This window comes from Micromonospora sp. NPDC047740 (assembly GCF_043204735.1).
GTDB lineage: Bacteria > Actinomycetota > Actinomycetes > Mycobacteriales > Micromonosporaceae > Micromonospora.
Map to the genome: position 1 here is coordinate 111,502 of NZ_JBIDCT010000016.1, position 26,335 is coordinate 137,836.

Annotated in this window: 5 protein-coding genes; all 5 read right to left on the reverse strand. The window is 75.9% G+C overall.

Features of this window, described 5'->3' with window-relative positions; all coding sequences use genetic code 11:
• Position 1 precedes the first annotated feature (1 nt).
• The gene (locus ACGF4F_RS27185; protein ID WP_357441519.1) at positions 2-235 is read right to left on the reverse strand and encodes an MbtH family protein; all 234 of its coding nucleotides are present in this window, start codon (positions 233-235) and stop codon (positions 2-4) included.
• Entirely contained in the window at positions 232-15,159 is a 14,928-nt protein-coding gene (locus ACGF4F_RS27190) for an amino acid adenylation domain-containing protein (RefSeq protein ID WP_393081570.1), read from the reverse strand. Before ACGF4F_RS27190 ends, ACGF4F_RS27185 begins: the two co-directional genes overlap by 4 nt.
• A gap of 4 nt (positions 15,160-15,163) precedes the next feature.
• Positions 15,164-24,451, reverse strand: coding sequence for an amino acid adenylation domain-containing protein (locus ACGF4F_RS27195; protein ID WP_393081573.1), 9,288 nt, complete (start codon positions 24,449-24,451; stop codon positions 15,164-15,166).
• Between the two features lie 126 nt (positions 24,452-24,577).
• Positions 24,578-25,366 carry an ABC transporter permease gene (locus ACGF4F_RS27200; protein WP_357441523.1) on the reverse strand — a complete coding sequence of 263 codons (789 nt, stop codon included), beginning with the start codon at positions 25,364-25,366 and terminating at the stop codon, positions 24,578-24,580.
• Complete coding sequence (locus tag ACGF4F_RS27205; protein ID WP_357441525.1) at positions 25,363-26,325, reverse strand: ATP-binding cassette domain-containing protein; 963 nt, start codon at positions 26,323-26,325, stop codon at positions 25,363-25,365. Before ACGF4F_RS27205 ends, ACGF4F_RS27200 begins: the two co-directional genes overlap by 4 nt.
• Between the last annotated feature and the right edge of the window lie 10 nt (positions 26,326-26,335).

A 26,335-nucleotide genomic window follows, 5' to 3' on the forward strand; every position in this document is an offset into this window, starting at 1 on the left:
CCTAACGGGCCGCGGCGGCGCCGTCGGCGGCCATCGCGGCGATCAGGCTCTTCGGGCGCATGTCGGTCCACTCGCGCTCGACGTAGTCGAGGCAGGCCTGCCGGCTGTCGTCGCCGAAGGCGGTGTGCCAGCCGTCGGGCACCGGCACGAACGACGGCCACAGCGAGTGCTGCCCCTCGTCGTTGACCAGCACCACGTACCGGCCCTCCTCGTTCTCGAACGGGTTGCTGCTCATCGCGTTTCTCCCTCTCGCTCGGTGTCGATCGCGCTCAGCCGCTCGGCCAGCACCCGGCCGATGGCGGCCAGGGGTTCCGGCTGGGTCATGTCGTTGTGCTGGCAGTCGACGTCGTGCGTCTGCACGCCGCCGGACAGGTGTGGCCGCCAGGCGGCCCGCGGGTCCGCCCCGGGTGCCCGGTCGCGGGTGGCGACGAACAGCAGCGCGTCGAGGTCGACGTGCCCCGGGCGGTGCTCCCGGGCCAGCCGGGAGTTGTTGGCGAACACCTCGTACAGGGCGGTGATGTGCCGGGCCTCCAGCCGGCCGAGCACCCCCTCGTTGCGGCTGAGCAGCTCGGCGACCTGCTCCTCGTCGACCTGCTCGGCGGCGGCGTCGGCCGGGTAGCCGGCCAGCTGCAGCATCCCGGCCAGGAACTCGGTCCGGTTGAGGATGCCCGGCTCGGCCCGCTCCGCCTCGGTCTTCGGGAACGAGTCCAGCAGCGCCAGCAGCGCCACCTGCTCGCCGTCGGCCCGCAGCCGGGCGGCGATCTCGTGCGCGATCAGCCCGCCGAACGACCAGCCCAGCAGGTGGTACGGGCCGGCCGGCTGGACCTCCCGGATCCGGGCCAGGTAGTCCTCGGCGATCTGCCCGACGCTGCCCGGCAGTTCGGCGCGCTCGGCCAGGCCCCGCGACTGCAGACCGTAGATCGGCCGGTCGGTGAGGTGCCCCATCAGGCCGGAGTAGGACCAGCTGAAGCCACTGGCCGGGTGGATGCAGAACAGCGGCGGCCGGGCGCCGTGCCGGCGCAGCGGCAGCAGCACGTCGAAGGCGCTGCGGCCGTCGTCGTCGGCGGTGTCGAGCCGGTCGGCCAGCTCGGCCACCGTCGGCGCCTCGAACAGCGTACGTAGGGCCAGGTCCACCTCGAAGGTGGCGCGGACCCGGCTGATCAGCCGGGTGGCCAGCAGCGAGTGCCCGCCCAGGTCGAAGAAGGCGTCGTCGATGCCCACCTCGGGTACGCCGAGCACCTCGGCGAACAGCCCGCACAGCACCCGCTCCCGGTGGCTGCGCGGGGCGCGCCGCTGCGCGCCGGCGCCCGTGTCGGCCGCGTCCGGCACCGGCAGGGCACCCCGGTTCAGCTTGCCGTTCGGGGTCAGCGGCAGCTCGGCCAGCACCACCACGGCCGCCGGCACCATGTACTCCGGCATCGCCGCGGCGACCGTGGCGCGCAGCTCGGCCGGCTGCGGACTCCGGCCGGGGGTCGGTACGACGTACCCGACCAGCCGCTGGTCGCCGGGGCGGTCCTCGCGGACGATCACCGCGCAGCGGGCCACGTCGTCGTGGCCGGCCAGCACCGCCTCGATCTCGCCCAGCTCGATCCGGAACCCGCGCAGCTTGACCTGGTCGTCGACCCGGCGCAGGAACATCAGTTCGCCGGTGTCGGTCCACCGCACGATGTCGCCGGTGCGGTACATCCGGGTGCCGGGCGCGCCGAACGGGTCGGCCACGAACTTCCCGGCGGTCTGGCCCGGGCGGGCCAGGTAGCCGCGGGCCAGGCCGCCACCGGCGACGTACAGCTCACCGGGCACGCCGGGCGGCACCGGCCGCAGCCGGGCGTCGAGCACGTACAGCCGGGTGTTGGCCAGCGGGCCGCCGATCGGCAGCGGGCCGGGCGGGATCACCGCACCCGGTGCGATCCGGTACTCGGTGCAGTTGACCGTGGTCTCGGTCGGGCCGTACATGTTGTACACCGCCACGCCCGGGTGCTCCCGGCGCCACTCGTCGACCACCTCGCCGAGCAGCAGCTCCCCACCGAGCAGCAGCTCAGCGGTCGGGGCGTAGTCGTCCGGCAGCGCGGCCAGCAGCGGCAGGTGGCTGGGAGTGGCCTTCAGGAAGGTGCAGGCGTGCCGGCCCAGGCGTTCCCGGGTCGCGGGGTCGTCGTCCAGGCCGGCGACGTGCACCGTGCCGCCGACGGTCAGCGGCACCCACATGCCGGTGACGCTGAGGTCGAACGAGATCGACGAGTGCAGCAGCGCGCTGCCGCGTACGCCCTGGTAGTCGCCGCCGGCGAAGGTGAGGTAATCGGTCAGCGAGCGGTGCTCGATCACCACCCCCTTGGGCCGGCCGGTCGAGCCGGAGGTGTAGATGACGTACGCGGGGTTGTTGAGCCGCAGCGGCGCGACCCGGTCGGTGTCGGTGACCGGTTCGGCCGGGAAGCCGTCCGGGTCGCAGTCGTCCACCAGCAGCCGCGGCACCCCGCCCGGCAGCTCGGCGGCCGTGGCCGTGTCGGTGAGCAGCAGCGCGGGCGCGGTGTCGGCGAGCATGAAGGCGATCCGGTCCGCCGGGTAGGCCGGGTCGACCGGCACGTACGCGCCGCCGGCCTTGAGCACCGCGAGCAGCCAGCCGATCAACCGGGCCGAGCGGGGCAGGGCCACCGCGACGAACCGCTCCGGACCGACGCCGCGCGCGATCAGCAGCCGGGCCAGCCGGTTGCTGTGCGCGTCCAGCTCGGCGTAGCTCAGCTCGGTGTCCGCGTCGACCAGGGCCGGCGCGTCCGGGGTACGGGCGACCTGCGCGGCGAGCAGCTCCGGCAGGGTGGCCGCCGGCACCGGGGCGGCGGTGTCGTTCCAGGTCACCAGCACCTGCTCGCGTTCCGGCCCGGTGAGCAGGTCCACCGCGCCGATCGGCTGGTCCGGGTCGGCGGCGAGCGCGGCGAGCATGGCGCGCAGCCGGTCGGCGATCCGCTCGACGGTGCCGTGGTCGAACAGGTCGGCGCTGTACTCGATCCGGCCGGCCAGCCCGGCCGGGGCGCCGGCGTCGTCCACCTGCTCGGCGAGGCTGACGTTCAGGTCGAACTTGGCCCCGCCGGTGCCCGCCGGCAGCCCGGACACCCGCAGGCCGGGCAGCGTCACGTCGAGGCGGGCGTGGTTGTGCACCGCCAGCACGACCTGGAACAGCGGGTGGCGGGCCACCGACCGGGCCGGGTTCAGCACCTCGACCAGCCGCTCGAACGGCACGTCCGCGTGGGCGTACCCGGCCAGGTCGGTGGCCCGGACCCGGTCCAGCAGTTCACCGAAGGTCGGGTCGCCGGAGGTGTCGGTGCGCAGCACCAGGGTGTTGACGAAGAACCCGATCAGCCCGTCGACGGCCTCGTCGACCCGGCCGGCGATCGGGGTGCCCAGCGGCACGTCGTCCCCCGCGCCGAGCCGGGTGAGCAGGGCGGCCAGGGCGGCCTGGGCCACCATGAACAGGCTCGCCTGCCGCTGTCGGGCCAGGTCGGTCAGCCGGGCGTGCAGGTCGGCCGGCACCTCGAAGGTGACGCTGCCACCGCGCCGGCTGGACACCGCCGGGCGGGGCCGGTCGACCGGCAGCTCCAGCTGCTCGGGCAGCCCGGCGAGGGTCTGCGCCCAGTAGCCGGTCTGCCGGCTGACCAGGCTGTCCGGGTCGGTCTCCGCGCCCAGCACGGCACGCTGCCAGAGCGCGAAGTCCGCGTACTGGACCGGCAGGGCGGGCAGGTCGGGCGCCCGGCCGGCCCTCCGGGCGGTGTACGCGGCGGCCAGGTCGGCCGAGAGCGGCCCGGCCGACTGCCCGTCGCTGGCGATGTGGTGCATGAGCAGCAGCAGGACGTGCTCGTCGGCGGCGAGCCGGAACAGGTCGGCGCGCAGCGGCGGCTCGCCGGCCAGGTCGAACCGGTGCCCGATCGCGGCGGCCAGCGCGGCGGGCAGGTCCACCTCGGCGACGTCGTGCTCGGCCAGCGTGGGCACCGCCGCCGCCGGGTCGAGGACCCGCTGGTACGGCTCGCCGTCGACCTCGACGAAGACGGTGCGCAGCGTCTCGTGCCGGGCCGTCACGTCGGCCAGCGCGGCCTGCAGCGCGGCCCGGTCCAGGTCGCCGTGCAGCCGCAGCGCCAGCGGCACGTTGTAGCTGACGTCGGAGTCGTCGAAGCGGTTGAGGAACCACAGCCGCCGCTGGGCGTAGGACACCGGCACCAGCTCCGGACGCGGCCCGGGGCGCAGCGGCGGGCGGCTCTCCCCGCCGGCCAGCAGCCGCGCGGCGAGGCCGGCGACGGTCGGGGTCTCGAAGACCGCCCGGATCGGCAGCTCCACGCCGAAGACCGCGCGGATCCGGTTGACGATCCGGGTGGCCAGCAGCGAGTGGCCGCCAAGGGCGAAGAAGTCGTCGTCCACGCCGACCCGGGCCACCCCGAGCACGTCGGCGAAGACACCGCAGAGCAGCTCCTCCTGCGGGGTGCGGGCGGCCCGCCCGCCGGCCGAGCCGAAGTCCACCGAAGGCAGCGCCTTGCGGTCGACCTTGCCGTTGGCGCTCAGCGGCAGCGCGTCCAGCCGGACCACCACCGAGGGCACCATGGCGTCCGGCAGCCGGGCGGCCACGTGGTCACGGACCGCCTCCGGGTCGGTGTCGCCGACGACGTACCCGACGAGGCGGTTGGTGCCGGCCGGGTCGGTGTTCACCGCAACGGCGGCGGCGGTCACCCCGGCCGCGGCCCGCAGCGCCGCCTCGACCTCGCCCAGCTCGATCCGCTGGCCGCGGATCTTGACCTGGTCGTCGTTGCGGCCGAGGAACTCCAGCTGCCCGTCGGGGCGGTAGCGGACCCGGTCGCCCGTGCGGTAGAGGCGGGCGCCGGGCCGGTCGGCGAACGGGTCGGCGACGAACACCGCGGCGGTGCGGCGCGGGTCGCCCAGGTAGCCGAAACCGACCCCGACGCCGCCGACGCACAGCTCGCCCGGCACCCCAGGCGGCACCGGCTGCAGGTTGGCGTCGAGCACGTACAGCTGGGTGTTGCGGATGGCCCGGCCGATCGGCACCCGGTCCGCGTCGGCGTCGGCCGGGGTGGCGATGACCGCGTGCGTCACGTCGTCGGAGCACTCGGTCGGCCCGTACGCGTTGAGCAGCGGGATCCCCGGGAATCGGGCGAGCCAGCGGTGGCACAGCTGCGGCGGCAGCGCCTCGCCGGTGACCAGCAGCCAGCGCAGCTTCGGCAGCTCGGGCACCGGGGCGCCGGCGTCCCAGGCGTCCAGCGCGGTGCGCAGCAGCGACGGCACCACCTCGAGGATGGTCACCCCGTGCCGCTGGACCCGGCCGAACAGGGCGCCCGGGTCGAGTGCGGTGTCGTCGTCGACCACGTCGACGCTGCCGCCGGTGAGCAGCGAGGAGAGCATCTGCCAGACCGAGACGTCGAAGGTGAGCGCGGCATTCTGCACCACCACGTCCGCCTCGGTGAGGTCCAGGTCCTCCACCTTGGCCAGCAGGTGGTTGAGCATCCCCCGCCGGTGCACCATGGCGCCCTTGGGCCGGCCGGTGGAGCCGGAGGTGAAGATGACGTACGCCAGGTCGGCCAGGCCGGCGGCCAGCGGCGCGGACCCGACCGGCGGGCCGGCCTGGGCCAGCGGCAGGACGGTGACCGGGACACCGGCGGCGGCGACCACCTCGGCGGCCAGCGCCTCGTGCGCCTGGTCGACCAGCAGCCAGCGGGTGCCGCTGTCGACCAGCAGGTCAGCGTTGCGGGCCACCGGCGAGCGCGGATCCAGCGGCAGGTAGGCGCCGTCGGCGGTGAGCGCGGCCAGCACCCCGGTGATCGCGTCGGCGCCCCGGTCGGTCAGCAGCGCGACCAGGGAGCCCCGCCCGGCGTCGGCGGCGCGCAGCCGGGCGGCCAGCTCGTCGGCGCGGGCGATCAGCCCGGCGTAGGTGAGGGTCTGCCGCGGGTCGGTCACCGCGACCGCGTCGGGCCGCGCGGCGGCCACCGCCCGGATCAGGGTCATCGGGTCCTCGCCGGGCACCGGCCGGCCGGTGGCGTTCCAGTCGACGAGCATCCGCTGCCGTTCGGCCGGGCCGACCACGTCGACGGCGCCGATCGGCGCGTCCGGGGTGGCGACGGCGGCCTCCAGCATGCGGAGGAACCCGGCGAGGATCCGCTCGGCGGTGGTCTCGTCGAACAGGTCGCGGCTGTAGTCCAGCCGGCCGTCGATGCCGCCGGCGCCCGCCGGCCGTTCGGTGAGGTCGATGGACAGGTCGAACTGGGCGGCGTGCGCCCCGACGTTGTCCACCACGACCCGCAGGCCGGGCAGGTCCAGGTCCACCGTGGCGTTGTTCTGCAGCACCAGCATGACCTGGAACAGCGGGTTGCGGGCCATCGACCGGGGCGGGTTGAGCACCTCGACCAGCCGCTCGAACGGGGTGTCCTGGTGCGAGTACGCGGCCAGGTCGGCCTCGCGGACCCGGTCCAGCAGCTGCCGGAAGGTGGGGTTGCCGGTGGTGTCGGTGCGCAGCACCAGCGTGTTGACGAACATGCCGACCAGCTCGTCGACGGCGTCGTCGGTGCGGCCGGCGATCGGGCTGCCGATCGGCACGTCGGTGCCGGCGCCGAGCCGGGTGAGCAGCGCGGCCAGGGCCGCCTGGAACACCATGAACAGGCTGGCCCCGGTGGCGTGCACCAGCGCGTTGAGCCGCTCGTGCAGCGCCGGTTCGACGACGAAGCCGAGCATCCCGCCCTGGTGGCTGGCGACCGGCGGGCGCGGCCGGTCGGCCGGCAGGGTCAGCTCGTCCGGCGCGCCGGCCAGCGTGTCCCGCCAGAACCGCACCTGCTCCGCGATGGCGCTGTCGGGGTCGGACTCGTCGCCGAGCACCGCGCGCTGCCAGAGGGCGTAGTCGGCGTACTGCACGGGCAGCGGGGGGAACTCCGGCGCCCGCCCGGCGACCCGCGCGGCGTACGCGGCGGAGAAGTCCCGGCCCAGCGGGGCCATCGACCAGCCGTCACCGGCGATGTGGTGCAGCACGAGCAGCAGGAAGTACTCGCCGCCGCCGAGGTCGAACAGCCGGGCCCGCAGCGGCGGGTCGACGGCCAGGTCGAACCCGCGCCGGGTCTCGGCGAGCATCAGCTCGCGTACCTCGGCCGGGTCGACGGCCTCCACGGTGATCGGCGGGCAGGCCGCGTCGGCGGTCAGGATCACCTGGTACGGGTCGCCGTCGGCGTCCGGGTAGATCGTGCGCAGGCTCTCGTGGCGTTCGAGCACGTCGCGCAGGGCGGCGCGCAGCGCGGCCACGTCCAGGTCGCCGGTCAGCCGCAGCAGGATCGGGATCTTGTACGGGGAGTCGGCGCCGGAGAGCCGGTTGATGAACCAGAGCCGGTTCTGCGCGTACGACAGCGGGATCCGCTCCGGCCGGGGCATCGGCGCCAACGCCCGGCGGGCCTGCTTCGCGCCGCCGAGCCGGGCGGCGAGCCCCGCCACGGTGGGCGACTCGAACAGGTCCCGGATGGCCAGTTCCGCGCCGAGCGCGGTGCGGATCCGGCTGACCAGGCGGGTGGCCAGCAGGGAGTGGCCGCCCAGGGCGAAGAAGCTGTCCTCGATGCCGACCTCGGGCAGGCCGAGCACGTCGGCGAAGAGCCCGCAGAGCACCTCCTCCTGCGGGGTGCGCGGCGCCCGCCGGGTGGAGCCGGCCGCGTAGTCGGGCGCCGGCAGGGCCCGCCGGTCCACCTTGCCGTTGCCGGTCAGCGGCAGGGCGGCCAGCACCACCACGGCGGCGGGAACCATGTACTCCGGCAGCACCGCGGCGGCGTGCGCGCGGAGCACGGCCGGGTCCGGCGGCGCCGCGCCGGCGGCCGGTACGACATAGGCGACCAGCCGCTTGTCGCCTGGCCGGTCCTCGCGGACCACCACGGCCACCTGCCCCAGGCCGGGGTCGCGGGCCAGCACCGCCTCGATCTCGCCGAGCTCGATCCGGAAGCCACGGATCTTCACCTGCTCGTCGGCGCGGCCGACGAACTCCAGGCTGCCGTCGGGCCGCCAGCGGACCACGTCTCCCGTCCGGTACATGCGGGAGCCGAGGTCACCGGTGCCGGCGGTGCCGAACGGGTTCGCCACGAACCGCTCCGCGGTCAGCCGCGGCCGGTTCAGGTAGCCGCGGGCCAGCCCGGCGCCGGCGATGTACAGCTCACCGGCCACCCCGGGTGGGGTGGGGCGCAGGTAGTCGTCCAGCACGTACAGCCGCATGTTGTCCAGCGGCCGGCCGATCGGCACCGAGTCCGGCACCTCGGCCACGGCGTGCATCAGGTGGTGCGAGGCGAACGTGGTGGTCTCGGTCGGGCCGTAGCCGTCGCCGACCACGAGGCCCGGGCAGGCGGCAAGCACCCGGCGCACCATCGGCGCGGGCACCACGTCGCCGCCGGTCCAGACCTCACGGACCTTGGCGAACGCCTCCGGGGTCTCCTCGGCCAGCAGCCGGAACAGGCCGGCCGTCAGCCACAGCGCGGTCACCTGGCCGCCGGTGAGGACGGCTCGCAGGTCGTCCATGCTCAGCTCACCGGGCGGGGCCACGACCAGTTCACCGCCGTTCAGCAGCGGCACCCACAGCTCGTACGTCGAGGCGTCGAAGGCCAGCGGTGAGTGCAGCAGCACCCGGCGCTGCCGGTCGGTCCGCCAGCACCGGTCGGCGGCGAGGCTGAGCACGTCGTACTGGGTGACCGCGACGCCCTTGGGGGTGCCGGTCGACCCGGATGTGTACATGACGTAGGCGAGCTGCCGGGGGTGGGCGGGCCGGTCCGGGTCGGCGTCCGGCCGGGCGGCGATCTCGGCGGCGGCGTCGCCGTCGACGGTCACCACGGTCAGGTCGTGGTCGAACCGCAGGCCGGCCATGGCCCGGTCGGTGAGCAGCACCGAGCTGGCGGTGTCGGCGGCGATGTGGGTCAACCGGTGGGCCGGGTAGCGCGGGTCCAGCGGCACGTACGCGGCGCCGGCCTTGAGGATGGCCAGCACGGACACCACCTGGTCGACCGAGCGTTCCTGGAGCAGGGCGACCCGGTGCTCGGCGGCGACGCCGAGCGCCAGCAGGTGCTGGGCCAGCCGGTTGGCCCGGGCGTCGAGTTCCCGGTAGGTCAGCGTGGCGCCGTCGGCGGCGCGGACGGCGACCTGGTCCGGGGTGCGGGCGGCCTGCGCGGCGAACCGGGCGGCCACCCCGCCGGTCAGCGCCGGCTCGGGCCGGGTGGTGTCGTTCCAGTCGGCCAGCACCAGCCGCCGCTCGGCCGGGTCGAGGACGTCGAGCCGGCCGGCCGGGGTGTCCAGGTCGGCGGCGACGGTGGTGAGCAGCCGCAGCAGCCGGTCGGCGAGGCGCTGCGCCGCGTCGGCCGGGAACAGGTCGGTGCGGTGGTCCAGCTGCAGCCGCAGCCGCTCGCCGGGGATCGCGGTGACGGTAAGCGGGTAGTGGGTGGCGTCCCGGCCGGAGACCCCGGTCAGCCGCAGCCCGGTGCCGGGCAGGGTCAGCAGCTTCGGGTCGAGCGGGTAGTTCTCGAAGACCACCAGGGTGTCGAAGAGTTCCCCGTGCCCGGCCAGCCGCTGCACCTCGGTGAGCGGCAGGTGCTGGTGGGCCATCAGCGCGGACTGCTGGTCCTGCAGGCGTAGCAGCATTCGGGCGACCGGCTCGGCCGGGTCCAGCCGCAGCCGGACTGGCAGGGTGTTGATGAAGAGCCCGACCATGGTCTCCACGCCGGCGATCTCCGGCGGGCGGCCGGAGACCGTGCCGCCGAACACCACGTCGCCACGTCCTGTCAGCGCGCCGAGCAGCACCCCCCAGGCGCCCTGCAGGATGGTGTTGAGGGTGACGCCGTGCCGCCGGGCCTGCGCCTGCAGGTCGGCGGTCAGCTCGGCCGGCAGGTCGAGGACAAGCCGGTCGGGCAGCTCCGGGGCCCGGGCCGGGTCGGCCGGGGCGAGCAGGGTCGGCTCGGCCAGGCCCGCGAGGGCCTCGGCCCAGGCCCGTTCCGCGGTCGCCCGGTCCTGCGCGCCGAGCCAGGCCAGGTAGTCGCGGTAGGGCGCCACCCGGGGCAGCTGCCGGTCGTCGCCGCCGGCGGCGTACAGGGCCAGCAGCTCCCGCATCAGCGTCGGCACCGACCAGCCGTCGAGCAGGATGTGGTGGTTGGTGAGCACCAGCCGGTGTGCGGTGTCGGCCAGCCGCAGCAGGGTGAACCGCAGCAGCGGCGGGCGGGTCAGGTCGAAGCCCTCGGCCCGGTCGGCGGCGAGCAGCTCGCGGACCCGGTCGGCCTGCTCCGCGCCGGCCAACTCCCGCAGGTCGTGCGCCCGCCAGCCGGCCCGGAGCCCGTCCACCACGACTTGCACCGACTCGCCGGACGGGCGCTGGCGGAACGCGGCCCGCAGGTTGGCGTGCCGGGCCAGCAGGGCGTCGGCGGCACCGCGCAGGGCTGCCGTGTCCAGCTCACCGGCCAGGTCGAAGCAGAGCTGCACGGTGTAGACGTCGCGGTCCGGCCCGTCGTACAGGGCGTGGAAGAGCAGCCCCTCCTGCAGGGTGGACAGCGGCAGCAGGTCGCTGGCGGCCGGTTGGGCCGCCTCGATCGCCTCGATCTCCTCCTGGGACAGGGGCAGCAGCAGGTCGGACGGGGTGTGCCCGCCGGCGCCGGGGGTGGCGGCGTGGGTGACCAGGGCGTCCAGCGCGGCCAGCCAGTCGTCGGCCAGCTCGCGGACGTCCGCCTCGCCGAGCAGGGTCTGCGGCCAGGAGAAGGTCGCCGACAGCCGGGGACCGTCGGCGTGGTCCCGGGTGACCGCGTTGACCTCGATGGCGTGCGGCACCGGCAGGGCACCGTCCGCACCGCCGCCGAGGGCCCGAGCGTCCGACGCGACCGTCCAGGCGGTGTCCCCGTCGTCGGCGGTGGCGAACCGGCCGAGGTAGTTGAAGCCGATCTGCGCGGCCGGCCGGTCGGCCAGCTGCCGGGCGGTGTCGGCGTTGAGGTAGCGGAGCAGGCCGTACCCGATGCCGTTGTCGGGCACCGCGCGGAGCTGTTCCTTGACCCGCTTGACCGCGCGCCCGGCGGCGGCGCCGCCGGCGAACGCCTCGGCCAGGTCGAGCCGGCCGAGGTCGAGCCGGACCGGGTACATGGTGGTGAACCAGCCGACGGTCCGGGACAGGTCCAGGCCGGCGGCGAGTTCCTCCCGGCCGTGGCCCTCCAGGTCGACCAGCAGGCCGGCCTCCTGGCTGCCGCGCCGGCGCCGCCACCGGGTGACCGCGAGGGTGAGCGCGGTGAGCAGCACGTCGTTGACCCGGCCGTGGAACGCCGCCGGCACCCGGGTCAGCAGCGGCGTGGTGCGCTCCGCGGGCAGGGTGACGGTCAGCAGCCGGCCGGCGTCCACAATGTCCCGGGCCGGGTCGAGCGGCCGCCCCGCGAGCGGGGTCTCGGCGACGCCGAGCCGGTCCAGCCAGCCGGCCAGCTCGGCGGTCCGCTCCGGGCGCGCGGCCTCGGCGACCAGGTGCTCCGCGAAGCGGCGCAGCGAGGTCCGCACCGGTTCCAGTTCGGGGGTACGCCCGGCGGCGACGGCCTGCGCGGCGGCGGCCAGGTCGGGCAGCAGGATCCGCCAGGACACCCCGTCGACCACCAGGTGGTGCAGGGCCAGCAGCAGCCGGCCGGGCCGGTCGGCCCCGGCGTCGAACCACAGCGCCTGCAGGACCCGCCCCTCACCCGGGGCCAGCCGGGCCTGCACCGCCTTGGCCTGCTCCTCGACCAGCCCGCGCAGCTCGTCGGCGTCCAGCCCGGCCGCGTCGATCCGGGTCACCACCTCGGCCGCGGCCACGCTGCCGCGCGGGCCGATCTCCTGCCGCCAGCCGCCCGCCGCGTCGCGGACCAGCCGCAGCCGCAGCGCGTCATGGTGGTCGACCAGCGCCTGCACCGCGGCGACCAGCTGCTCGGGCCGCAGCCCGGCCGGGCTGGTCACCAGCATCGACTGGTGAAAGCCGTCGATCGGGCCGCCCCGCTCGCGCAGCCAGTGCACGATCGGGGTCAGCGGCACCTCACCCGTACCGTCGTCGGTGGGCACCGGCACGGCGTCGTCCGCGGCGGCGGCGGCGAGGCCGGCCACCGTCCGGTGCACGAAGACGTCCCGGGGGCTGAACGACAGCCCCGCCTTGCGGGCCCGGCTGACCAACTGGATCGACACGATACTGTCACCGCCGAGGTCGAAGAAGCTCTCGTCGACGCCCACCGCGTCCAGCCCGAGCACCTCGGCGAACAGCCCGGCGAGCAGGGCCTCGCGGCCGTTGGCCGGGACCCGGCCGCCAGCGGAGCCGGTGAACCCGGGGGCCGGCAGCGCCCGCCGGTCCAGCTTCCCGCTCGGGGTCAGCGGCAGCGCCGGCAGGCCGACCACGGCCGCCGGCACCATGTACTCGGGCAGGCTGGCACCGACGTGCGCCCGCAGCGCGGCCGGGTCGACCAACGCGCCGGCGGCCGGGACCACGTACCCGACCAGGCGCTTCACGCCCGGCTGGTCCTCCCGCGCGATGACCGCGACCTGCGCGACGGCCGGGTGGCGGGACAGCACCGCCTCGATCTCGCCCGGCTCGACCCGGAAGCCCCGGATCTTCACCTGGGCGTCGGCCCGGCCGACGAACTCCAGCGTCCCGTCGGCGCGCCAGCGCACCAGGTCGCCGGTGCGGTACATCCGCCCGCCCGGCTCGGCGGCGAACGGGTCCGCCACGAACCGCTCGGCGGTCAGCGCCGACCGGTCCAGGTAGCCACGGGCCAGCCCGGCCCCGGCGATGTACAGCTCCCCGGGCACGCCGGGCGGCACCGGGCGCAGGAACCGGTCGAGGACGTAGGCGCGGGCACCGGCGACCGGGGCGCCGATCGGCGGGGCGCCGGCGCCGGGGACCAGCGGCGCGCTGAGCGTGGCGGCCACGGTGATCTCGGTCGGCCCGTACGCGTTGACCATGCGCCGGCCGGGGGCGAACCGGGCGACCAGGTCCTCGCCGCAGGCGTCGCCGCCAACCACCAGGGTGCGCAGCACCGGCGGCGCCACGGTGGGCAGGCCGGCGAGCGCGGCCGGCGGGATGAGCGCGTGGGTCACCTGCTGGCCGGTCAGCACGGCCGCCAGGTCGTCGCCGACGAGCGGCCCCGGCGGCGGTACGACCAGCGCCGCCCCGGCGCCGAAGGCGGCGCAGAGTTCCAGGACCGACGCGTCGAAGCTGGGCGAGGAGAACTGCAGCACCCGGCTCGTGGGGTCGACGTCGAAGCCGGCCACGATCGCGGCGGTGAAGCTGGACAGGCCGGCGTGGGTGACCACCACCCCCTTCGGCCGGCCGGTGGAACCGGAGGTGTAGATGAGGTAGGCGGGGTGCCCGGGCTGCACCGCTGCGCCGCGCTCGGCGTCGGTGACCGGGCCGGTGGGCCGGGCCGCCCAGTCCGCCACGGTGGCCGGTTCGTCGAGTAGCAGCCGGGGCACGCCGGTGTCGGGCAGGTCGATCCCGGTCCGCGTGGCCAGCAGCACCGGCCGGGCGTCGGTGAGCATGAACGCGATCCGGTCCGCCGGGTAGTCCGGGTCGACCGGCAGCCAGGCGCCGCCGGCCTTGCTCACCGCGAGCGCGGCGGTGACCAGTTCCGGGCTGCGCGGCAGGGCGAGGGCGACCACACGCTCCGGGCCGACGCCGCGGTCGACGAGCAGCCGGGCCAGCCGGTCGGCGGCGGCGTCCAGTTCGGCGTACGACATGGTGTCGTCGCCGATCAGGGCCGGCGCCTGCGGTCGGGCCGCGACCTGGGCGGCGAACAGTTCAGGGAAGGTGCGCGGCGGGACGGGCGGCGGTCCGGCGGCCCAGTCGCCGAGCACGGCGGCGCGCTCGGCGCCGTCGAGCACGTCGAGCGCGGCGACCGGGGTCTGCGGTGCGTCGACGACCTGGCTGAGCAGGCGGACCAGGCGGTCGGCGATGCGCCGGGCGGCCGCCGCGTCCAGCAGGTCCGGCCGGTGGTCCAGGCGCAGGGTGAGCTGTTCCCCGGGCAGCACGGCCAGGGTCAACGGGTAGTGCGTGGCGTCGTGCCCGGTGACCGCGGTGACCCGCAGGCCGGTGCCGGGCAGGTCCAGCGCGGCCGGATCGAGGGGGTAGTTCTCGAACACGGTCAGCGTGTCGAACAGGTCGCCGTCGCCGGTGCCGGCCAGCCGGCGGATGTCGGCGAGGCCGAGGTGCTGGTGCGCCATCAGCGCCGACTGCTCGTCCTGCACCCGGGCCAGCAGGGCGGCCAGCGACTCGGCCGGGTCGAGCCGGATCCGCACCGGCACCGTGTTGATGAACAGGCCGAGCATCGACTCGACACCGGGCAGCTCCGGCGGCCGGCCGGCGACGGTGGCGCCGAAGACCAGGTCGTCGTCGCCGGTGAGGATGCCGAGCAGCAGCGCCCAGGCGCCCTGGACCACGGTGTTGAGGGTGACGCCGAGCTTGCGGGCCGCGGCGGTCAGCCCGGCGGTGAGTTCGGCGGGCAGGGCCACGGTGAGCTGTTCGGGAGTGGCCGGCGGGCGCGCCGGGTCGGCCGGCGCGAGCAGGGTCGGCCCGGTCAGCCCGCGCAGCGCGTCTCGCCAGGCCCGCTCGGCGGCGGCCCGGTCCTGCCGCTCGAGCCAGCCGAGGTAGTCGCGGTAGGGGGTGACCGGTGGCAGGGTGCGGTCGTGCCCGCCGGCGACGTAGTGCGCGAAGAGTTCCCTGGCCAGCAGCGGCATCGACCAGCCGTCGAGCAGGACGTGGTGGTTGGTGAGCACCAGCTTGGCCCGCTCCGGTCCGGTCCGGATCAGCGCGGCGCGCAGCAGCGGTGGGCGGGCCAGGTCGAATCCGGCGGCCCGGTCGGCGGTGAGCAGCCGGGCCACTTCGTCGTCCCGGTCCGCCGCGGCGTGGCCGGTCAGGTCGTGCTCCTGCCAGGCCGGGGTGATCTCGCGCGGCACCACGGCGACCGACTCCCCGGTCTTGCGCTGCCGGATGCCGGCCCGCAGGTTGGCGTGCCGGGCCAGGATCGCGGCGAGCGCGCGGCGCATCCGGTCGCCGTCGACCGGACCGGTCAGGTCCAGGGCGAACTGGACGGTGTAGAGGTCCGACGCCGCTCCGTCGTACAGCGCGTGGAACAGCAGTCCCTGCTGCAACGGTGACAGCGGCAGGATGTCCTCGACGCGTGACTGCTTCACCACGTTACCCCCACTCCGCTTCCAGTTCGTCCTCGAACTCGTCGATCTCGTCCTGGGACAGCGAGGCCAGCGTCAGGTCGGACGGGGTGTGCCCACCGATTCCGCCCGCCGCGGCGTACGCCACGATCCCGGCCAGGGCCGTCCGCCAGTCGTCGGCGAGCTGACGGACGTCGTTGTCATCCAGCAGCCCGCCCGGCCAGCGCCACACCGCGGTGAGTCGCGGCCCGTCGGTGCCGTCGACGGTCCAGCTCGTGACCTCGATCGGGTACGCCACGGGCTGCTCCGGGTCCGCGCCGCCGCCGATCCGCGCACCGCCGCCCTCGGCGCCGCCCAGCCGGCCGAGGTGGTTGAACATGATCTGCGGCTCGGCCAGGTCCGCCAGCACGCCCGCGGTCTCGCTGTTCAGGTGTCGAAGCAGGCCGTAGCCGAGGCCGTCGTCGGGTGCGGCCCGCAGCTGCTCCTTGACCCGCTTCAGTGCGGTTCCGACGGCCGCACCGCCGTTGCGCACCTGGTCCCACTCCACCGTCCCGGGATCGAGCCGGACTGGAGCCAGGCTCGTGAACCAGCCGACGGTGCGGGACAGGTCGACACCCGGCACGTGGTCGGCCCGGCCGTGCCGCTCCAGGTCCACCAGCACCGCCGGGTCGTCGCCCAGGCCGCGCCGCTGCCGCCGGCGGGCCACCGCGAGGGCCAGCGCCGCCAGCAGCGCGTCGTCGACCCGGGCGTGGAACAGCGCCGGTACGGCGGTCAGCAACGGTTCGGTGTGCTCGGTGGGCAGCTCGACGGACAGCTCCGCGAGGGTGGCGACGGTGTCGCGGGCCGGGTCGAGCGGCCGCCCGGCCAGGGCCGGCTCCGGCTGGTCGAGCAGCTTGGTCCACAGTGGCAGCTCGGCCAGCCGGGCCGGGCTGTGCGCGTCCCGGACCAGGTGCTCCGCCCATTCCCGCAGCGAGGTGCCGACCGGGGTGAGTTGGGGCGACGTGCCGGGCGTGTGGCTGCCGGTGGCGGCCTCGCCGGCCGTCCCGTCGGGTGCGGTGGCGTCCAGCGCGGCGGTCAGGTCGGGCAGCAGGATCCGCCAGGAGACGCCGTCGACGGCCAGGTGATGCACCAGGATCAGCAGCTGGCCGGGCCGGCCGGGGCCGGCGTCGCACCAGACGACCCGCAGCATCCGGCCGGCGACTGGGTCCAGCTCGGCCCGGGCCGCCTCGGCCAGCGCGCTCAGGTCGGGTCCATCGGCGTCGGTCCCGCCGACATCGGACCCGTTGTCCGCGCTGGCTGGGCCGGTGTCCGCGGCGGGCACGGGCGTGATCAGGTCAGCTGCGGCCACGCTGCCACGTGGACCGATCACCAGCCGCCGCTGCCCGGCCGGGCCGGCCAGCCGCATCCGCAGCGCGTCGTGGTGATCGAGCAGCGCCTGCACCGCGCCGCGCAGCCGGTCGGCGGTCAGTCCGGCCGGCGCGGGCACCACCACCGACTGGTGGAACCCGCCCAGCGGGCCGGCCCGGTCCAGCCACCAGCGCACGATCGGGGTCAGCGGCAGCTCGCCGATGCCGGCGTCGGGATCCGTCGCGGCGCTGCCGGCCGCCTCCCGGGCCACCGTCGCCAGCGCCGCCACCGTCTTGTGGGTGAACACCTCGCGCGGGGTCAGCTCCAACCCGGCCTGGCGGGCCCGGCTGACCAGCTGGATGGAGACGATGCTGTCCCCACCGAGGTCGAAGAAGCTGTCGTCGACGCTGACCCGGGGCAGCCCGAGCACCTCGGCGACGAGCCCGGCGAGCAGTTCCTCGCGCGGCGCCGACGGCGCCCGGCCGGCCGCGCTGACCCCGGCGAAGTCGGGGGCCGGCAGGGCCGCCCGGTCGAGCTTGCCGTTGGCGGTCACCGGCAGGCCGGCCAGGGCCACCACCGCCGCCGGCACCATGTACTCGGGCAGCCGCCCGGCGACGTGCTCGCGCAGGACGGTCGCGTCGACCCGCTGCCCGGCGGCCGCTACGACGTACGCGACGAGGCGTTTCACCCCCGGCTGGTCCTCCCGGGCGAGGACCACGCACTGCCCCACCGACGGATGCTCGGCGAGGGTCGCCTCGATCTCGCCCAGTTCGATCCGGAAGCCGCGGATTTTGACCTGGTGGTCGGTCCGGCCCACGTACTCCAGCACCCCGTCGGCCCGCCAGCGCACCACGTCCCCGGTCCGGTACATCCGCTCCCCCGCCGTGACCGACGGGTCCGTGGCGGCCAGCGCGGCGGCGAACGGGTCGGCGACGAACCGCTGCGCGGTGAGCCCGGCCCGGCCCTGGTAGCCGCGGGCCAGCTGCACGCCGGCCAGGTAGAGCTCGCCGGCCACGCCCGGGGGCACCGGCCGGAGGAACGCGTCCAGCACGTACAGCCGGGTGTTCCAGACCGGCGCCCCGATCGGCACGGTCCGCTCCCCCGGCGGGCAGGCCCAGTACGTCACGTCGACCGACGCCTCGGTGGGCCCGTACAGGTTGTGCAGCTCGATGCCGTGCGCGCCGGCCGGGTCGAGGGTGGTGAAGAACCGCTCGGCCAGGTCGGCGGGGAGCGCCTCGCCGCTGCAGATCACCCGGCGCAGCCCGGTGCAGCCGGCGGCGGCCGGTTCGGCCAGGAACGCCTGCAGCATGGACGGGACGAAGTGGAGGGTGGTGATCTGCTCGGTGCGGATCAGTCCGGCCAGGTACGCGGGATCCTTGTGCCCCTCGGGCCGGGCCACCACCAGGGTGGCGCCGATGATGGTGGCCCAGAAGAACTCCCACACCGAGACGTCGAAGCCGGACGGGGTCTTCTGCAGCACCCGGTCGGCCGGCGTGAGCCGGTACTCGTGCTGCATCCAGCTCAGCCGGTTGACGATGCCCTGGTGCGGCACCAGCACGCCCTTGGGCCGGCCGGTGGAGCCGGACGTGTAGATCAGGTACGCCGGGTTGGCCGGGCGCAGCGGCCCGGCCCGGTCGGCGTCGGTCAGCGCGGCCGCGGCGTGTTCCGCCACGGCCTGGCGTACCTCGTCGCTGTCGAGCACCAGGGCGGCGGCGGTGCCGGTGGCCAGCGCGGCGGTGGCCCGGGTGGTGAGCAGCAGGGCGGGCCGGGCGTCGTCGAGCAGGTACGCGATCCGGTCGGCCGGGTAGTCCGGGTCGACCGGCAGGTATGCCGCGCCGGCCTTCAGCACCGCCCAGAGCGCCAGCACCAGCTCCAGTGAGCGGGGCACCGCCACGGCGACGAACCGCTCCGGCCCGGCGCCGTACCCGACCAGCAGCCAGGCCAGCCGGTTGCTCGCCTCGTCCAGCTCGCGGAAGGTCAGGCTGCTCCCCTCGAAGACCACCGCGGTGGCGTCCGGGGTGGCGGCCGCCTGCCGGGCCAGCAGCTGCGGCAGGGTGGCCGGGTCGACCGGCTGCCGGGTGCGGTTCCACTCGACGAGGACCTGCCGCCGTTCCGCCGGGGTGACCGGGTCGAGCCGGCCCACCGGGACGGACGGGTCGGCGGCGATGTCACTCAGCAGCCGGCACATCCGCTCCAGCAGCGCCCCGGCGGTGTCCGCGTCGATCAGGTCGGGCCGGTACTCCAACCGCAGCCCCAGCCGGTCACCGGGGACCAGCACCAGGGTGAGCGGGTAGTGCGTGGCGTCGTGCCCGTGCACCCCGCGCACGGCCAGGCCGGTGCCGGCGAGGTCGAGCACGGCCGGGTCGACCGGGTAGTTCTCGAAGACCACCAGGGTGTCGAAGAGTTCGCCGTGCCCGGCCAGCCGCTGGATGTCGGGCAGGCCGAGGTGCTGGTGCGGGTGCAGGGCGGCCTGCCGTTCCTGCAACCCGGCGAGCGCGGTGGCCACCGGTTCGGCCGGGTCGAGGCGTACCCGCACCGGCACGGTGTTGATGTAGAGGCCGACCATGGTCTCCACGCCGGGCAGCTCCGCCGGCCGGCCGGCGACGGTGGCGCCGAAGACCACGTCGTCGCGGCCGGTGAGGCTGCCCACGAGCACCGCCCAGGCGCCCTGCACGACGGTGTTCAGGGTGACGCCCGCCGTCCGGGCCGTGGCGGTGAGCGCCTCGGTGAGCGCGGCCGGCACCTCACGCAGCAGCTTGGCCGGCGGCACCGGACCCCGCTCGGCGGCCGGCGCCACCAGGGTCGGCTCGGTCAGCCCGGCGAGGGCCGCCCGCCACGCCGCCTCGGCCGCCGGCCGGTCCTGCCGGGCCCGCCAGGCCGGGTACGCCCGCGCGTCGGTGACCGGCGGCAGCCCGTCGGTACGGCCACCCGCGCGGTACAGCGCGAAGAGCTCCCCGGCGAGCACCGGCATCGACCAGCCGTCGAGCAGGATGTGGTGGTTGGTCAGCACCAGCCGGTGCCGCCCGCCGGGCAGCCGGGCCAGGGTGAAGCGCAGCAGCGGCGGCCGGGTCAGGTCGAAGCGTTCGGCCCGGTCGACGGCGAGCAGTTCGGCGAGCCGGCGGTCCACGTCGGCCGGTGCGAGCCCGGTCAGGTCCGGTTCGCGCCAGTCCACCTCGACGCCGTCCAGCACCACCTGCACCGGCCGGCGCAGGTCCCGGTGGGTGAAGCCGGCGCGTAGCCCGGGGTGCCGGTCGAGCAGCGCCTGGGCCGCGGTGCGCAGCCGCGCCGGGTCCAGCTCGCCGTCGAGGTCGAAGACGAACTGCACGGTGTAGATGTCCGGGGTCTGTTCGTCGTACGCGGACAGGAACAGCAGCCCCTCCTGCAGTGGGGCGAGCGGCAGCACGTCGGCCAGCGCCGGGTAGCTCCGCTCCAGCCGTTCCACCTCGGCCTGGTCCAGCTCGACCAGGGGCAGGTCCGACGGGGTACGCCCACCGGTGCCCGGGCGGGCGGCGTGTTCGGTGATCGCCTCGAGCGCGGCCAGCCAGCCGTCGGTGAGTTCGCGGACGTCGCCGTCGGTGAGCACCCCGTCCGGCCAGCTCCACTCGGCGGTGAGCCGAGGCCCGTCCGGTCCGTCGACCACCACCGCGTTGATCTCCAGCGGGTGGGCCATCGGCAGCGCGCTCGCCCCACCGGAAGCGACCTCGCCGTCGACCGTCAGCGGCGACCAGTCGGTGCCGTCGTCGGCGGTCAGCCGGCCCAGGTAGTTGAACCCGATCTGCGGCTCGCCGCCCCGTCGGCCGGGTGCCCGCAGCTGTTCCTTCAGGCGTTTCACCGCTCGGCCGGCGGCCGGACCGCCGGCCAGCGCCTCGGCCGGGTCGAGGTCGCCGAGGTCGAGCCGGGCCGGGGCCAGCCGGGTGAACCAGCCGACGGTGCGGGACAGGTCCAGCCCGTCGACGCCGTCCCGGCCGTGCCCCTCGACGTCCACCAGCAGTCCGGCTCCGGTGCCGGGCCGGTGCCGGCGCCGCCAGTCGGCCACGCTGACCGCCAGGGCGGCCAGCAGCAGGTCGTCGACACCTGCGTACCACCGGGGGGCGGCGGTGCGCAGCAACGCCTCGGTGCGGGCCACGGGCAGTCCGACGGTCCGGCGGCGGGCCGCCGCCTCGGTGTCGTCCGGGCCGACCGGTCGGCGCCCGAGCGGCGGGTCCACGATGGACCCGGCCGGCTCGACCGCCTGACCGGCGCCCGTCGCGGCCCCAGTCGGAGTTGCGGCCGTCACCCGCCGCGCCCAGGTGCGGTATGAGGTCGGGACCGGCGCCAACCGGGCTGGTTCACCCGCGGCGCTCGCTGCCACGGCGGTGGCCAGGTCGTCGAGGAGGATCCGCCAGGACACGCCGTCCACGGCGAGGTGGTGGACGGCGAGCACCAGCCAGCCCGGGCGGTCCGCCCCGGCGTCACCCCACACCGCCCGCAGCAGCTGCCCGTCGCCCGGGCGCAGCCCGGCCAGGGCGTCGGCGCGGGCGGCGCCGATCGCGGCGTCGGCGGCCACCCGGCGCAGGCAGTCGGCGGCGGACACCGTGCCCCGGGGCGGCACCGCCAGGCGCCACGCCGTGGCGTCGCGGTGCAGGATCATCCGCAGGGCATCGTGGTGGTCCAGCAGCGCCTGCAACCCGGCCGCCAGGTCCACCCCGCGCAGCCCGGCGGGGGTACGCACGACGATGCTCTGCGCCACCCCGTCGACCGGGTGGGCCTCGCCCGCCCGGCCGCGCAGCCAGTCGACGATGGGCGGCAGCGGCACCTCCCCCAGCGCGGCGTTCGGGTCCTCGGTCTCGGCCGAGCCGAACTCGCCGGCCACCCGGGCCAGGGCGGCCACCGTCCGGTGGGTGAACACGTCGCGCGGGGTGAGCCGCAGCCCGGCCTGCCGGGCCCGGCTGACCAGCTGGATGGAGACGATGCTGTCCCCGCCGAGGTCGAAGAAGCTGTCCTCCGCGCCGACCCCGGGCAGCCCCAGCACGTCGGCGAAGAGCCGGGCCAGCAGCTCCTCGCGCGGGCCGGCCGCGGCCCGGCCGGCGCCGGCCGCCGCGGCGAAGTCCGGGGCGGGCAGGGCGCCGCGGTCCAGCTTGCCGGTGGGGTTCAGCGGCAGCGCGTCCAGCAGCACGAAGGCTGCCGGCACCATGTACTCCGGCAGCGCCGCGGCAATGTGGTCGCGCAGCTGGGCGGGGGCCGGCGGGGTAGCCGGGTCGGCCGGCACCAGGTATCCGACGAGCTGGGCGGTGACCCCGGCGCGGGCGACCACCGCGGCCTGGGCCACGGCCGGGTGGGCCGACAGCACCGCCTCGATCTCGCCCAGCTCGATCCGGTAGCCGCGCACCTTGACCTGGTGGTCGATCCGGCCGAGGTAGTCGAGGTGACCGTCCGCCCGCCAGCGCACCAGGTCGCCGGTGCGGTACATCCGGGCGCCGGCCGCGCCGAACGGGTCGGCGACGAACCGCTCGGCGGACAGCCGGGGCCGGTCCAGGTAGCCGCGGGCCAGCCCGGCGCCGGCCAGGTACAGCTCGCCGACGGTGCCGGGCGGCACCGGACGCAGCGCGCTGTCCAGCACGTACACCCGCGTGTTGGTGATGGGCCGGCCGATCGGCGGGGTGCCGCCGTCGGCGAGGTCCCCGCCGTACCAGGCGGTGGAGTAGACGGTGGCCTCGGTCGGGCCGTAGATGTTCGCCACCCGGGCGCCGGGCAGTGCGGCGCCGATGTCCCGCACCGCCTGGGCAGACAGCGCCTCACCGGCGAGCACCACCAGGTCCGCGTGCGCGTCGACCGCCCCGCCGGCCAGCAGCTGCGCGAAGGCCGACGGGACGGCGCTGATCAGGCTGCCGGACCAGCCGTCGGCCCGCTCGGCGAGGGCGAGCAGGTCGTCGACCACCTCGATCTCCCCGCCGCAGGCGAGCGGGCCGAACATCTCGAAGACCGACACGTCGAAGTTGAGCGAGGTGCTGGCCAGCACCCGGGACAGCGCGGCCGGGCCGATCTCCGCGACCGCCCAGCAGGCCAGGTCGACCGCGTTGTCGTGGCTGACCACCACGCCCTTGGGCCGGCCGGTGGAGCCGGAGGTGTAGATGACGTACGCCGGGTGGGCGCCGCGCAGCGGTCGCAGCCGGTCGGCGTCGGTCAGGTCGCCGTCGTCCTGCGCGGCGAGCAGGGCGCGGACGGTGGGCTCGTCGAGGCGCAGCAGCCGGTCGCCGACCGGCAGCCCGTCGCCGGCGCCGCCGACGGTGAGCACCAGCCGGGGGTCCGCGTCGGCCAGCATGAACTCGACCCGGTCCGGCGGGTACCGCAGGTCGACCGGCAGGTAGCCGGCGCCGGCCTTGAGGACGGCGAGCAGGGCGACCATCATCTCCGCCGACCGGGGCAGCGCCAGCGCGACCAGCTGCTCCGGGCCGGCGCCGCGGGCGACCAGCAGCCGGGCCAGCCGGTTGGCGGCGGCGTTGAGCTGGGCGTACGTCAGGGTGGTCGGCCCGCAGGTGACCGCCGGGGCGTCGGGGGTACGCGCCACCTGCTGCTCGATCAGCGCGGGCAGCCGCACGTCCGGCACCGACCGGGTGGTGTCGTTCCACTCGTGCAGCACCAGCCGCCGTTCGGCGGGGCCGGCCAGGTCGAGCCGGCCGACCGGGGTGTCCGGGTCTTCCGCCGCGGCCCGGGCGAAGGTGTCGAGGAAGGCGGCGAGGCGCTGGGCGTGCCCGCTGACCTGCTCGTCGGGGTAGAGGTCGGGGTTGGCGTCCAGGTCCAGCCGGGCGTCGGCGTCGCCGCGCCGGGCGTCGAGCACGAAGGCCAGGTCGTCGACCGGGCCGCCGGCGAGGTTGTGGTCGGTGCCGGTGGCGGCGCCGAACCGGGTCCCGGCTCCGCCGCCGGCGTCGAGCAGGATGTTCACGTGCGGGCCGAGCACCGACGCTCCGGCGGTCAGGCCCAGGTCGCGGTGCAGGTCCTCGAAACGGTAGCGCTGGTGGCGCAGCGCGTCGTGCAGTTCCTGTGAGGCGCCGGCGACGAGCGCGCCGAGGGTGGCGTCGGCGCGGACCGCCACGCGCAGGGGCGCGATCGCGGAGACCATGCCGGGGGTGGCCCGCGCCGCGGCGTTCTGCCGGGCGGTCAGCGGCAGGGCGAGCACCACGTCCTCGTTGCCGGTCAGCCCGTGCAGGTAGGCGGTGATCGCGGCCACCACGACCGCCGGCACGGCGACGCCGCGCTCCCGGGCCGCCGCCCGCAGCCGGCCCATGGTGGCCGGTGCCACCGGGGCGGTACGCCGGGTGAGCCGGCGCGGGGTGGCCGGCCGCCGGTCGGCGAGGCTGGCCGGGGTGGGCCGGTCGGCGTACCGCCCGGTCCAGTACTCGCGGTCGCGGTCGAACCGCTCGCTGGTCCGGTAGGCGGCCTCCGCGTCGGCCAGCGCCCGCAGCGGCCCGAACGATGCCGGCTTCGGCTCGTCGCCGCCGCGCAGTGCGGTGTAGACCGCGGCGACCCGCCGGGCCACCAGGAGCATGCCGTACCCGTCCAGGGCCAGGTGGTGGTAGCACTGGTACCACAGGGTCCGGTCGTCGGCCAGGCGCAGCAGCGCGTACCGGAACGGCGGCGCCTGTCCCGGGTCGAGCGGCCGGGTGGCGTCGGCGTGCATCCAGTCCAGGGCGGCGTCGAACGGGTCGGCCTCCCCGCGCAGGTCGAGCACCGGCAGCGGCCAGTCGACCGTCGGCGACACCGCCAGCACGGGTCGGCCCTCGACCGGCTCCTGCACCCGGATGCGCAGGGCCTCGGTGTCGGCGATGGTCCGGCGCAGGGCCGCCTCGAACACCGCGTGGTCGAGCGGGCCGGTCAGGTCGGCGTACTCGGCGAGGAGGTAGATCGGGTTGTCCGGGTCGAGCCGCTGAGCCAGCCAGACCCCGAACTGCGCGGTGGTCAGCGGGCAGTGAACATCCTCGTGGTCGGGCACAGCAGTCCTCCGGAGCTACGGACGTGGTGTGTTCGCGGGGTGGCTGGCTGCTCGGTCGGGTGGCGAGCGGTTGGCCGCCCGGCCGGTCGGCGTACGCGGGCGCGGACCGGCCGGTCGGCGGCGGGGTCAGCGGCCCCGGGCGGCGGCCCGGTAGGCGTGGGTGGCCAGGGCCGCGCTGACCACCAGCAGCGCGGTGATCAGCAGCAGGGAGGCGGCGACCGGGTGCCGCATCGGCAGGGCGTCGCCGGCCGAGCCCGGGTTGCCGAACAGGTCCCGGCAGGCGGCGACCACGGCGGACAGCGGGTTCCACTCGCACACTGTGCGCAGCCAGCCCGGCAGCCCGTGCAGCGGGATGAACGCGTTGGACAGGAACGTCATCGGCATCACGACGAGGAAGGCCACGGCGCTGACCGCCTCGGCCGAGCGCAGCCGCAGCCCGAGGAGGACCCCGAGCCAGGAGGCGGCGAAGCCGAGCAGCAGCAGCAGCCCGAAGCCGGCGAGCACCTGCACCGGGCCGGCGTGCGTGCGCCAGCCCATCGCGAAGCCCACCACGGCCATGGCGACGCAGGCGACCACCACCCGGGTGAGGTCGGCCATGGTCCGGGCCAGCGGCACGGCGAGCCCGGCGATCGGCAGCGACCGGAACCGGTCGTCGATGCCGTTGCCCAGGTCGTCGACCACGCCGAGCGCGGTGTGCTGCAGGTTGGTGAGCATCATCTGGGCGAAGATGCCGGCCATCAGGAACTCCCGGTAGCCGCCGCCCTGCACCTCGATGACGCTGCCGAAGAGGTACCCGAAGATCACCACGTACGCGACCGGCATCACGGTCACGCCGAGCAGCCGCATCGGCACCCGGGCCAGGTGCCGCAGGTGGCGGCCCACCAGGGCCGAGGTCTCGACGGCGAGGGTGGTCATGCCGCTGCCTCCGGCTTCTCGGCGGTGCTCCGCCCGGTCAGGGACAGGAAGACGTCGTCCAGGGTCGGCGTGCAGCTGGCGAACGACTCGACGTCGATCCTGGCGGCGTCCAGCGCCGCCGCCACGGCCGCGATGCCGGCCAGCCCGTCGGTCAACGGCAGCCGCAGGCTCGCCTCGTCGTCGTCGGGCACCGGTTGGTGCGCCGCGACGGCGGCGAGGGCGGCGACGGCGGCGGAGCGCTGCCCGCCGTCCCGCAGCCGGATCTGCAGCTGCTCGTCGCCGACCTTGCGCTTCAGCTCGTCGGGGGTGCCCTCGGCGATCACCCTCCCGCCGTCGAGGACCAGGATCCGGTCGGCGAGCTGGTCGGCTTCCTCCAGGTACTGCGTGGTGAGCAGCACCGTGGTGCCGCGGGCCACCTGCTCCCGGACCATCGTCCACAGGGTGCGGCGGTTGGTGAGGTCCAGCCCGGTGGTGGGCTCGTCGAGCACCAGCACCGGCGGGTCGGCGACCAGGCTCGCGGCCAGGTCGAGCCGGCGCCGCATGCCGCCGGAGTAGGTCCGGGTGGCCCGGCCGGCGGCATCGGTGAGCTGGAACCTTTCGAGCAGTTCGTCGGCCCGGGCGCGGGCCGCCCGCCGGCCGAGGTGGTGCAGCACGCCGATCAGGACCAGGTTCTCCCGGCCGGTCAGCAGCTCGTCCACGGCCGCGTACTGGCCGGTGAGGCCGACCCGCCGGCGTACCTCGCGCGGCTGCCGGACCACGTCGTGCCCGCAGATCCGGGCGGTGCCCCCGTCCGGCGTGAGCAGCGTCGACAGGATCCGCACCATGGTGGTCTTGCCGGCGCCGTTCGGGCCGAGCAGGCCGAGCACGGTGCCCGCCGGCACGGCGAGGTCCACCCCGGCCAGCGCGGTGTGCGTGCCGTAGGTCTTGCGTAGCCCTTCGGCCTCGATCGTCAGGTCCACGTGCCCACCC

What these genes read in the sequence shown, in the direction of transcription:
- ACGF4F_RS27185 (WP_357441519.1), bottom strand. Translation starts at nt 235, where the DNA reads ATGAGCAGCAACCCGTTCGAGAACGAGGAGGGCCGGTACGTGGTGCTG.
- ACGF4F_RS27200 (WP_357441523.1), bottom strand. Translation starts at nt 25,366, where the DNA reads ATGACCACCCTCGCCGTCGAGACCTCGGCCCTGGTGGGCCGCCACCTG.